This is a genomic window from Rhodococcus sp. P14 (assembly GCF_000256505.1).
In the GTDB taxonomy this organism is placed as follows: Bacteria; Actinomycetota; Actinomycetes; order Mycobacteriales; family Mycobacteriaceae; genus Rhodococcus; species Rhodococcus ruber.
This window is the reverse complement of record NZ_AJFC01000402.1, coordinates 1-10,406: the sequence shown is the minus strand read 5'-3', so window position 1 is coordinate 10,406 and position 10,406 is coordinate 1. Positions and strand designations below refer to the sequence as shown.

13 protein-coding genes and 2 pseudogenes are annotated in these 10,406 nt (G+C 70.9%); 7 read left to right on the top strand and 8 right to left on the bottom strand.

The features are described 5' to 3' along the window. Positions 1-441 precede the first annotated feature (441 nt). Entirely contained in the window at positions 442-927 is a 486-nt protein-coding gene (locus tag OEY_RS0127530; RefSeq protein WP_010596935.1) for a hypothetical protein, read from the bottom strand. A 557-nt stretch (positions 928-1,484) separates the two neighbouring features. Here OEY_RS0127530 and OEY_RS0127520 point away from each other — a divergent pair. The 3 genes from OEY_RS0127520 (at position 1,485) to merB (ending at position 2,826) form a co-directional block, all read left to right on the top strand. Continuing rightward, positions 1,485-1,820 carry a hypothetical protein gene (locus OEY_RS0127520; protein ID WP_010596934.1) on the top strand — a complete coding sequence of 112 codons (336 nt, stop codon included), beginning with the start codon at positions 1,485-1,487 and terminating at the stop codon, positions 1,818-1,820. 491 nt (positions 1,821-2,311) lie between these two features. Continuing rightward, complete coding sequence (locus OEY_RS0127515; RefSeq protein WP_010596933.1) at positions 2,312-2,521, top strand: hypothetical protein; 210 nt, start codon at positions 2,312-2,314, stop codon at positions 2,519-2,521. After that, entirely contained in the window at positions 2,485-2,826 is a 342-nt protein-coding gene (merB, locus tag OEY_RS30190; protein ID WP_080688469.1) for an organomercurial lyase, read from the top strand. Before OEY_RS0127515 ends, merB begins: the two co-directional genes overlap by 37 nt. A gap of 9 nt (positions 2,827-2,835) precedes the next feature. Here merB and OEY_RS0127510 read toward each other — a convergent pair whose 3' ends face one another. The 6 genes from OEY_RS0127510 to OEY_RS0127480 all read right to left on the bottom strand — a co-directional run bounded on the left by OEY_RS0127510 (position 2,836) and on the right by OEY_RS0127480 (position 7,031). Further along, on the bottom strand, positions 2,836-3,366 hold the full coding sequence (locus tag OEY_RS0127510; RefSeq protein ID WP_010596932.1) for a DinB family protein: 531 nt from the start codon (positions 3,364-3,366) through the stop codon (positions 2,836-2,838). Between the two features lie 262 nt (positions 3,367-3,628). Continuing rightward, a complete protein-coding gene (locus OEY_RS29370) occupies positions 3,629-3,796 on the bottom strand; it encodes a hypothetical protein (RefSeq protein WP_231386049.1) in 168 nt (55 codons plus the stop codon). A 46-nt stretch (positions 3,797-3,842) separates the two neighbouring features. Then, positions 3,843-4,190 (bottom strand): DUF3703 domain-containing protein, encoded by a 348-nt coding sequence (locus OEY_RS0127495; protein WP_010596929.1) that lies wholly within the window; start codon positions 4,188-4,190, stop codon positions 3,843-3,845. After that, positions 4,187-4,702, bottom strand: a complete 516-nt coding sequence (gene lspA, locus OEY_RS0127490) for a signal peptidase II (RefSeq protein ID WP_010596928.1) — start codon at positions 4,700-4,702, stop codon at positions 4,187-4,189. The genes OEY_RS0127495 and lspA overlap by 4 nt, the downstream gene beginning before the upstream one ends. Beyond that, on the bottom strand, positions 4,699-6,651 hold the full coding sequence (locus OEY_RS0127485) for a heavy metal translocating P-type ATPase (protein ID WP_010596927.1): 1,953 nt from the start codon (positions 6,649-6,651) through the stop codon (positions 4,699-4,701). Before OEY_RS0127485 ends, lspA begins: the two co-directional genes overlap by 4 nt. Then, complete coding sequence (locus OEY_RS0127480) at positions 6,648-7,031, bottom strand: ArsR/SmtB family transcription factor (protein ID WP_029540281.1); 384 nt, start codon at positions 7,029-7,031, stop codon at positions 6,648-6,650. Before OEY_RS0127480 ends, OEY_RS0127485 begins: the two co-directional genes overlap by 4 nt. Before the next feature lie 216 nt (positions 7,032-7,247). Here OEY_RS0127480 and OEY_RS31560 point away from each other — a divergent pair. Beyond that, a pseudogene (locus OEY_RS31560) lies at positions 7,248-7,424 on the top strand (DUF3703 domain-containing protein); the annotation flags it as partial. A 44-nt stretch (positions 7,425-7,468) separates the two neighbouring features. Here the strand turns inward: OEY_RS31560 and OEY_RS0127475 are convergent. Next, the gene (locus OEY_RS0127475) at positions 7,469-7,798 is read right to left on the bottom strand and encodes a cupin domain-containing protein (protein ID WP_010596926.1); all 330 of its coding nucleotides are present in this window, start codon (positions 7,796-7,798) and stop codon (positions 7,469-7,471) included. 211 nt (positions 7,799-8,009) lie between these two features. Here OEY_RS0127475 and OEY_RS0127470 point away from each other — a divergent pair, with 211 nt between their 5' ends. The 3 genes and pseudogenes from OEY_RS0127470 to OEY_RS29365 all read left to right on the top strand — a co-directional run. Continuing rightward, complete coding sequence (locus OEY_RS0127470; protein WP_029540279.1) at positions 8,010-8,291, top strand: SHOCT domain-containing protein; 282 nt, start codon at positions 8,010-8,012, stop codon at positions 8,289-8,291. Between the two features lie 15 nt (positions 8,292-8,306). Then, a complete protein-coding gene (locus tag OEY_RS0127465) occupies positions 8,307-9,800 on the top strand; it encodes a multicopper oxidase family protein (RefSeq protein WP_010596924.1) in 1,494 nt (497 codons plus the stop codon). Positions 9,801-10,139: 339 nt separating this feature from the next. After that, positions 10,140-10,406: pseudogene (locus OEY_RS29365) on the top strand (multicopper oxidase domain-containing protein); the annotation flags it as partial.

The window sequence follows — 10,406 nt, the reverse complement described above, 5'->3', positions numbered from 1 at the left end:
TCGACGCCGCCCGCGAACGCGCCGACGAATTACGCACCGAGCTGCGGGAACTGCGTGCTTTCGCTACGGCATCGGACCCGATCGAGCCGCGATAGCCCCCCATCCGGGATGATCCCTGTGTCTGCCGTCCGGCAGTCGAGAGAGCGGAGGCCACGTCGCACCGGCCGCCGTACCGTCTGCGCTGGTACCGAACCCCACCTCGACCGCCGGGCGACCGGCGTGGAAGGAACGGGCGTACGGCACGGCACGCCACCGCCACCTGGACAAATACCGCCGCCCAGGGAGCATTCGGAAATTCCGAATAATCACACGTACTCGCGGACTTGTGCACGTCCAGGAACCGGACCACCTCATGCTGCTTGGAGTGATCCCTCGCGCCGACCGATCCGGTGTCCGCCGCAGCCCTGGTCGGCCGCGACGATGTGGCGCCGCTCGTCCGGTCTATCCGGTTGCGGTATCGGGTTCGGGAAATGCCGGTATGTCGAGCACTCGATCGAGCCAGGCGACCGCCTCGATCAGTGCCCGGATCCGCTCCTCCCGGTCGGCGGCATGGATGATGGGGGCCAGGTGGTGGTGCGCTTGGCGGATGTCTCCAGTCAGGGCGTCGACGATCGCTGTCCACAGGTGGCATTCGGGTGCGGGTAGCTCGCCGATCTCGAGGATCTGCCCGTCGGAGGTTCTGATCTTGATGGCGTAGGCGGCGATACCACCCCGGACGAGGGGACCCAGCTTGAGGGCTATCACCTCGGCGGTGGTGGTGACGATCCATTCGAGCACGTCACCGTAGTGGGGGTGGTCGGTGTCGGGAGCGCACACCAGGGAAACCACCGCGTCGGACAGCATCGACAACTCGCCCTCGCCGGCGAAGGTGAGCAGTCGGCCGCCGAGGCCGGCTTCGTGGCAGACATCTCCTGGGTCGTGCTCCATATCCGAGAGTGCCCGGCTGTCGCCGGTCTCACACCTGCGGTGGACCGCTCCCCGATCGGGGAGGGCGGCGGGGCGTCTGCGGTGTGGCCGCGTGCGGCGACGAGGAAAGCCCTCGACCGTTTCGGGCTGCGAGGGGATCGGGACGTTCCGGTCGCCTCACGGTGAACGGCGCACCGCAGCTCCAGCCGAGCGGGATTCTGCGAGGCGTGAGGGTGAGCCCGGGGGACACGGTGACGCCCCGATCCACCCGCGTCGACACCTCGGTGACACCGTCTATTCCGGCAGCGGTGTCGGTCCGTCCGTGCGATGGAGGATCTGGTCGCGGTGCGCGGTGGCGCCGAGGGCGGCGCCCACCCGGGCGGGTCCGTACCGGCGCGAAGACGCCCGGACCGGGACGCGGACGGGCGAAAGTCATGACCTCGGGGCATAGAGTGAAGGTGCTGCAGATGCCGGCAAGTCGGGCGCGACGGTCCGCGGCGGCGGGAAAGACTATGTTCTCGTCGCGCTGGGCACATTCTCGCGCGGTCATGACCCGGCCGGGAAGGACGGGCCGGGTCATGACCGCGCGACAGCGTCGGACACACGCGAATCGGTGGATCACCGTCGCACTGGAAAACCTGGTCCAGGCACTCGCGGGGCGCTGGGCTCCGGCCGTGCCGGGCACCGAACGCGAGGCGGCGTCGACCGGGTCGGCGCGCCGGCGTGAGGCGGGCACGGTGGACTGGTCGGTGCGGGTGTGCTCGCTCCGGGATCCGGTCACGACGTTGGGCTGGGTGACGGTGACCACCGCGGCCCGGGTGTCCGAGACCCAGGTGCGGGCGGCGGCCACGGCACAGGCCGCCCGCCTCTACGGCCGCGACGCGGAGATCACCCAAATTTTGTTCGCCGGTTGACCGGTGTGGCGCCCACGGTGGGCAGGTTCTGCTGCTTCGTGCACGGCCCGGGGAGAGATGTCTTCTCTCGGCGGTGGCCGGGGAGATCGGGCGATTCCGGCGGTCGGCTCCGGCCGAGATCCGAGCAGTTCTTTCGGCCTGCGTGCAGGGATCATCGCATCCCGGGCATGTCACGGGCTACGCCGGGAATGACGGTGCAGGGTGGCGGTGCGCCCCGGAGGTGGGACACCGCTGCCGATGCTTCTCTATTTGTCGCGGCCAGAGTGCGACCTGGTTCACTACCCCTGCCGGGGAGCACCTCGACGCCGCCGCCGCCGAATACGAACGCGGTTTTCTCACCGGCTGGGTCGAGTACTTGCGCAACCGCCGTTGACTCACGGCAGGGAAGTGGATGTACCTCACTGAATACGAACCAGACGGAAATGTAGAAAAAGCCGAATGTTGACGGGCGCTGCGGATCGCCGAACGGCGAGCCGAGGCTGTTCGACGGGGTGCGCGAGTGGATCGCGGCGCACATCGCGGCGGCTGTCGCCGGTGCCGGATCAGGTAAGCCCTCGATCATCGACGCGGCGAGCATGGTCGAGCTGATCGATTCCGGTGAAGCCGAGCCGGTCGATCCGGACGACGAATTCGGACCCGTGTCCTACGACGGTCACGTGTGGGAATGGGCGGACGATACCGAGGCGTACGTGCGGACATAGAGACTCCGAGGGCCGAGCCGGCGAGCGCCACCGATCCCTGTCACCGAGTCCACCACCGTGACCGTGCACGGCGAGGCCGCCGCCGCGTCCCCGGCCACCGCGGTGGTGTTCGTCGGCGCCGCGGCCGGCCACGGCCCTCCGCGCCCAGCTGCTGCACGCACCGGAACTTCTTCGCCGACCGCGCCACCGCCCGAGGGTGGGCCGACGGTCACTCGCAGGTCGGTGGCATCGTCGTCGACCTGGCCGACGCCACCCGTCTCGGGGTGACGATCTTCGGCGGGCGCTCACCCGTTGATCTCGGGTGATGGTGCGCGTCATTCGAGGGTGAGTTGCTCGCGGTGGAAGTCGAAGTGCTTGCCCGGGTACCGGTACACCTGTTCGAGGGTCATCACGTTGGTGAAGAACGGGTCCCAGCGCCCCGGGAAGGCCATGCTGCGCCGCAGATTCGCGTCCGTTTCCTTCGCGAGGGAGCGCTGCAGTGCGGCGATGACACGGTCGCAGTGCCGGCCCATCCGGTGACGGTCGAACACGGTGGCCGCCAGGCACGACCCGCGGTAGTTGATCTCGTGAAACACCGGGGCCGCCGCGTCCAGGACCCGTGCGAGCAGCTGTCCGACACGGTCGGGTAGCCGGGAGAACACCCGAACCAGCACCCGCAGTCGCCGCACCACCATGTAGCCGAACACCATGTGGAACAGCAGCTGTTCGTTGGTCCAGCGGGTGCCGTGCGAGCGCCGATCGAGATCTGTCGCGCAAGCGGTGTCGAGGAGTTCGTGCAGCGTCCGCCGGGCGCGTTCGAGGTCGGCGGCGATCGCCGCGCGGTCGACCGGCTGCTGGTCCGTCATGGCTGCCCCCCGCGGGTCTGTGTCATCGCGAACCGGGTACGGCTCATTGTCCGCCCGGCCCGGACCGTCGGCGAGCCCCGCCCGTGGGTTCGGTTCCGGCGGATTCGATGTCAAGACCCGGACACGGACGGGTGCCGGACCGGATCCCGGGCGGCAGCGCGGGGGTGATCAATCCCCGGCCCCCGAGCGCCAGGCAGCAGGCCGGGGAGCCCGACCCAGTCGTCGGGCACGATGACCAGGCCGAGGGCGGCGACCACGCTGATCACCACGAGGGCGAGGAAGCAGAGGTACCAGCCGGCGACGATCTGTCAAGGCCGCGGCCGGCCCCGCTCGCCGAGGCGACGAACGACACGGTCAGCGCGATGTCGTCGATGTCGTCGATGTCGGTGCCGGCGAGCACGCCGGCCGCGGCGGCGAGGGTGCCGATCACCGGCACCACCTGCGCCCGCACGCGCGTGCGCCCGATCCCATGCGGTTCAGGGCGTTCCGGCGAGGATGCGGGCCAGATCGTCCGGCATCGGCATCGGGGTCATCAGCCCGGCACCGGAGCGGCCGGTGTTGCCCTCGGGGTAGCGGCCCGACGCGGAGCCGGGGGCGGCGACGATGATCCGCACCACCTGCCCGAGGGTCTCGCGGCGGTCGCGTCGGCGCAGCGCGAGGACGAGCATGGCGAGATGGTTGCGGGTGTGCGGCCACGGGTAGGGCTGGGACAGGATGTGGGCGCGTTCGAGGTGTGCCCACCGGGTCGTGTCGTCCGCGGCGGTGCGGGCTGCGGTCATCTCGTCGGTGTACGCGGCCTGGATGTGCACGGGCATCGAACTCATGAGGTGGCCTCCTCCCGGGTGCCAGCGGATCTGCTGTCGACGAACAGTGAGACGAGGAGCAGAGCGACACCGCAGGTGATGAAGGTGTCGGCGAGGTTGAACGTCGGCCACCAGCCGGTGTGGAGGTAGTCGGTGACCTTGCCGTCGACGAGGCGGTCGATCACGTTGGCGGCGGCCCCGGCGAAGATCGCCGCGAACCCGATCACCGCCGCCGCGGAACTGGTCGGTGCGGTACGCCAGGCGTAGACCGCGATGCCGGCGGTGACGGTCACGGTCACCGCGACCAGCACCGGGGTGGGCAGCTGGTTTCCCAGGCTGAACGCGACCCCGGTGTTGTAGGTCAGGCGCAGCTGCAGCATCCCGAGGTTGATCACCCGGCCCCCGGCCAACACGGCCCGGATGAGCGGCTCGACGATCAGGGCGGCCGCCGCCAGCACGGCGGCGGCGGCCACGAACACCGTCCGAGCCCGCCGCCGCCCGGGGACCGGTGTGGTGACCGGATCGCCACTCACGCGTGGGCCCTGTCCGCCGGTGCCGGGGTGGCCGGTGCCGCGGTGGTGAGGGCGCGGACGCGGCCGGCACGGACACCGTTGGCGATGACCACGATCTCGGCGACCTCGTGCACGAGCACCACGGCGGCCAGGCCGAGGATCCCGGACAGGGCCAGCGGTATCAGGACGGTGATGAGGGCCAGGGACAGGCCGACGTTCTGCAGCATGATCGTCCGGGACCGGCGGGCGTGCGCCAGGGCCTGCGGCAGGTGCCGCAGGTCCTCGCCCATCAGGGCGACGTCGGCGGTTTCGATGGCCACGTCGGTGCCCATCGCGCCCATCGCGATGCCGAGATCGGCGGTGGCCAGGGCCGGGGCGTCGTTGACGCCGTCGCCGACCATCGCGGTCGGCCGCCGGGTGCGCAGGTCGGAGACGATGCGGGCCTTGTCCTCCGGGCGCAGGTCCGCGTGCACCTCGTCGATCCCGGCGTCGACGGCCAGGGCGCGGGCGGTGCGTTCGTTGTCGCCGGTGAGCATCGCGACCCGGTAGCCGCCCCGGCGCAGACCGGCGACCACCTCGGCCGCCTCCGGGCGCAGTTCGTCGCGGACCGCGATCGCCCCGAGCAGGTGGTCGTCGCGTTCGATCAGCACCGCGGTCGTGCCGGCGTGCTGCATGCGTTCGATGTCGGCGGCCAGCTCGCGCGCCTCGATCCACCCGGGCCGCCCCAGCCGCACGCAGGCTCCGCCGATCCGCCCGCTCAGCCCGGCGCCGGTGACGGCGTCGACCTGCTCGGCGGGAGTCACGGAATCGGCGGCGGCGAGGATCGCCGCGGCGAGGGGGTGTTCGCTGCGGGCCTCGAGCGCCGCGGCCACCGCGAGCACCTCGCCGCGGGTGGCGCCGTTCGTGGTGGCGACGTCGACGACGGTGGGCCGGTTGCGGGTCAGGGTGCCGGTCTTGTCGAGGGCGATCCCGCGGATGCGGCCGAGGGTCTCGAGGGCGGCGCCGCCCTTGACCAGGACACCGAGTTTGCTGGCGGCCCCGACCGCGGCGAACACGGTCACCGGGACCGCGATCGCCAGCGCGCACGGCGAGGCCGCGACCAGCACGACCAGGGCGCGTTCGATCCACACCCGGGGATCCCCGAGCAGGCTGCCGACGGCGGCGATGACCGCGGCGACCACCAGGATCGCCGGGACCAGGGGCCGGGCAACGGTGTCCGCCAACCGTTGGGCGGCGCCCTTGCGGGACTGTTCGGCCTCGACGATCTTCACGATCTTGGCCAGCGAGTTGTCCTCGGCGTCGGCGGTGACGGTGACCTCGAGGACGCCGGTGCCGTTGATGGCGCCGGCGAACACCGCGTCGCCGGGGCCGGCCTCGACCGGGACCGATTCACCGGTGATCGCGGAGACGTCCAGTGCGGTGCGGCCGGCGATGATGGTGCCGTCGGTGGCGATCCGCTCCCCGGGTTTGACGACCATGATCTCGCCCAGTCGCAGCTCCACCGGCGGCACCGTCTGTTCGCGGCCGTCGCGGACCACGGTGGCGGTGTCCGGGACCAGGGACAGCAGCGCGCGCAGGCCGCGGCGGGTGCGGGCCACCGAGTACTCTTCGAGGCCCTCGCTGATCGCGAACAGGAACGCCAGCATCGCGGCTTCCTCGACCTCGCCGAGCAGCACCGCACCGACCGCGGCGATCGTCATCAGGGTGCCCACCCCGATCTTCCCGTGCGCCAACCGTTTCACGGTGGCGGGGACGAAGGTGTAGCCGGCGATCAGCAACGCCAGCGCATACAGTGCCAGCTCCGCCACGTCGGGTCCGCCACTCCAGCCGACAACCAGCCCGGCCCCCAGCAGCACCCCGGCGGCGGCCGCGGCCCGGATCTCGGTGACCTGCCACAGCTTCTCCGGCTCGTGCTCCTGCTCGCCCTCGGGGCGGGGTTCGTCGTGGCCGCAGCCGCACGCCTCGCTCACTCCGTCACCCCCGGTGCGCTGTCGGTGCCGTAGTTCGGGCACAACGCGACCGCGTTCCCGGTGGCTGCCAGCAGGGTTTCCGCCGAGGACAGCAGATCCAGCAACTCCGGCCGGGTCAGCGAGTAGAACACCTGCCGGCCCTGCGGGCGGCCCTGCACCAGCCCGCAGTCCCGCAGGCAGGCCACGTGCGCCGACACCGTCGACTGCGCCAACCCGAGCTCACCGACCAGATCCGCCACCCGCGCCTCTCCACCGGCGAGACGACGCACGATCGCCAACCGGGTTCCGTCCGAGAGACTGTGGAACAACGCCACCGCGGCATCGAGGCCCGCTCCGGCGCTGGTGGACAACCTGCACCCAAGCCCACTATTGATCGTCATGCAACGATGATAGCCGGTCTGTATCGATGATTTCTGGGGGCGTCGTGGCAGAGGGGACGAGTCGGTGACGCGCTCACCTCTCGGACCCGGGATTGTTGTGCGTGAGGCTGCACGAGGTGCAGATGGCTGCCGCCCGTCCGGGTCGACGAACACGAGGTTCGAGGGCGGCGCCTCGAGCGGGCCCCCGTCCTGTCCCGACCGTAGCCCTGGCCCCACACCGGCAACCACGTCGCGATGTTCGTTCCGGCGCTGCGCCGCCGCGACGCCCGCGAGGCCCTCGGGCAGGTGGTGCGGATCATCGTCGCCGCCCCGGCTCCGCGGCGGGCCGCTATCCCGAGGGCAACACCCGGCCGCGCCGGCGCCGGGCCGACCGCCCCGATGCCGATTCCCGAGGACCTCGCCGCCGCGGCGCGCCCGCGGCCCCGGCTCGGCCCCGGTCAGGTCTTGGCCACGGTGAGCAACATCGCGCAGTCCTCCAGCGCGTCGAGCCGGTGCCGGGTCCGGGGAAGGACGAGAAGGTCACCGGTCATCGCGTCCCACGAGGCGTCGCCGCTGCTCACGCGGAGCCGACCCCGCAGGACGTAGACGGTCGCCTCGCCCGGGCTGCCGTGCTCGCCCATCGACTGCCCACCCATCAGCGCAATGACCGTCTGCCGCAACGTCTGCTCGTGGCCGCCGTAGACGGTCTCAGCGCTCCGACCGCTGGCGGCGGTGGCGGCATGGGCCATGAGATGGCGTGCCACCGCGATCAGCGACTGCTTCCTCATCGCACTCCTCTCCGTGCCGCCGACCGGGCGCCGCCGCACCCCGCCCCTCACGGTAGAACCCTCGGGTGGCCGGCACACCGCACTCGGCGCCACATCCGGCAGCACCGGACCGCGCATTCTCACTGCCCGTATGCCCCCGGGCGTATCGTGAGGGCAGGCCGGGCACACGGTGGCCGGTCGATATGGCCCTCCCGGAAAGGAATCTGCGGTGATGCCCTACGGAAACTGCGGCTGGGGAATGAACGGCGGCTGGGGGATGTGGCTGTTCGCCGCGCTGCTGCTGCTCGGCCTGGCGGTCCTGGTGGTGCTGGCGATCCGGTTGCTCTCCCGACCGTCCGGTTCCGGCGGCCACTTCGCCGCCCCCAGCAGCACCTACCCCCCTCCGCCGGGTGAGGGCCGGGCCCGGCAGATCCTCGAAGAGCGGTACGCCAGAGGCGAGATCGACTCCGAGGAATACCGTGAGCGACGGCGCGTGCTCGACGGCCACGACTAGCTCGAAGGCGCGCTCATGGAACCGATCAGCAGACGGCGGGCCCTGCAGTTGGGCGCGTTGGGTGTCACCGCCACCGCCGCCGGCGGGCTCGGACTGGCGTGGCAGTCCACCCGAACGCCCCGACCGGAGACCGTCTCCGCCGCCGCATGGGTTGAGGCACCGGTGCTGGCCGGCAACGGCGGCGCGCTGTCCCTCGACCTGGAGGCGGCACCGGGACGTTTCCCACTCGCCGGAACCCAGGTTGCCGGATTCGGGTTCAACCACGGCGTGCCCGGCCCGACCCTGCGGGTGAGTCCCGGGGATCGGCTGCAGGTCCGGCTGCGCAACCGGCTGCCGCAACCGACCAATCTGCACCTGCACGGTGTGCTCGTCTCCCCCTCCGGCAACTCCGACAACCCGTTCCTGCGGGTCGAGCCGGGCACCGACTTCGACTACGACTACCGGTTGCCGGACCACCATCCCCCCGGGGTGTACTGGTATCACCCGCACCACCATCACCTGGTCGCCGATCAGATCTTCGCGGGCCTGTACGGGGCACTGATCGTGGAGGACCCCGACCCGATCCCGACCACCGTCGAGCGGGTCCTGGTGCTCTCCGATCTGAGCATCGACGGCGCCGGGACCATCCCGGCGCCGACCATGATGGACCGCATGCTGGGGCGAGAAGGGGCCCTGATCCTGGCCAACGGACAAGTGCGGCCCACCGTGACCACCCGCCCCGGCGCCCGGGAACGGTGGCGCATCGTCAACGCCTGTGTCAGCCGGCATCTGCGACTCCGACTCGACGGGCAATCCCTGCGGCTGATCGGCCTGGACTCGGGTCGTTTCCGCGAACCCCGGCCCGTGCAGCAGATCGACCTCGCCGCCGGCAACCGTGCCGACGTGCTGATCGACACCACACCCGGATCGGCGCAGCTACGTGCCCTGCCCGTCGACCGCGGCACCCTGGGCATGATGGGCATGATGCGACGTGGCGGTGCGGACATGCCCGGTCCAGAGTCCCAACCCCAGCCGGATCCGAACGGCACCGTTCTGGCCCACCTCGAGGTCACCGGGCCGCCGACGATGTCACCGGCGGCGATCCCGCCACAGACCCCGCCGCGGGATCTGCGCGGCGAACCGATTGCCGCCACCCGTACATTCGTCTTCGGCACCGGCATGGGAATGGGCATGGGAACCCACAGCGGCGGGATGAGCTTCACGATCGACGGCCGCACGTACGACCCCGACCGCACCGACCACACCGTGCGACTCGGCACGATCGAGGAGTGGACCCTGGTCAACGACTCGCCCATGGATCACTCCATGCACCTGCACGTGTGGCCGATGCAGCTCACCTCCGGCGCCACGATCGCAGAGCCCCACCAGCAGGACGTGATCGACATCCCGGCTCGCAGTCGCCTCACCGTGCGCGTCGCATTCGACGACTTTCCCGGCCGCACCGTCTACCACTGCCACATCCTCGACCACGAGGACAACGGCATGATGGGCGTCATCGAAGCCCGCTGACCCCGCGAGTCCCCCTCGGTCACCGCCTAGCATTCGACCTCGAGGATTCCAATCCACGCGACGGCGATCTTCCCGAGGTGCGACCAGCACCTCGGCGCTGCCGTCGCCGCCAGGCCGGATCGCGCTGCTGGCCGCCGTGGCGATCCGCACCCGGCAGGAACGCACCAGCGGGCCCGGTGACCCGCGGCGCGGGAACGCCTCAGACATCCCGCTCACCCCTGTCCCACCCCTGGGTTTTGCATTATTGAAGTATTGATTTCGGTGTGCCAAACTTTTTGATGTGCTTCGTCTTACTCGCATGGTTTCGTGTGCCCGGACAATGTCGCCGACGGCAATCGCGTGAACGCCCCGACCCGCCGTCAGGTGCTCTTCGGGGGAGCATTGGCGGGGTCCGCGGGCCTGGTGCTCGGTGCCGGGGGGATCGCCCGATCCGCGGACCGGGTAGCCCAGGAAGGCGGCCCCGCGGCCGGACACGGCGGGCACAGCTCGAACCCGGCCGCACACGGCGGCGGAGTCAACGGGCCCACCTTCCGGCTCGGTCGGCAGGGGGACCACTCCGCCAACGGGTTCCACCCCAACGCCATCCTGCGCGACTTCGATTACGGC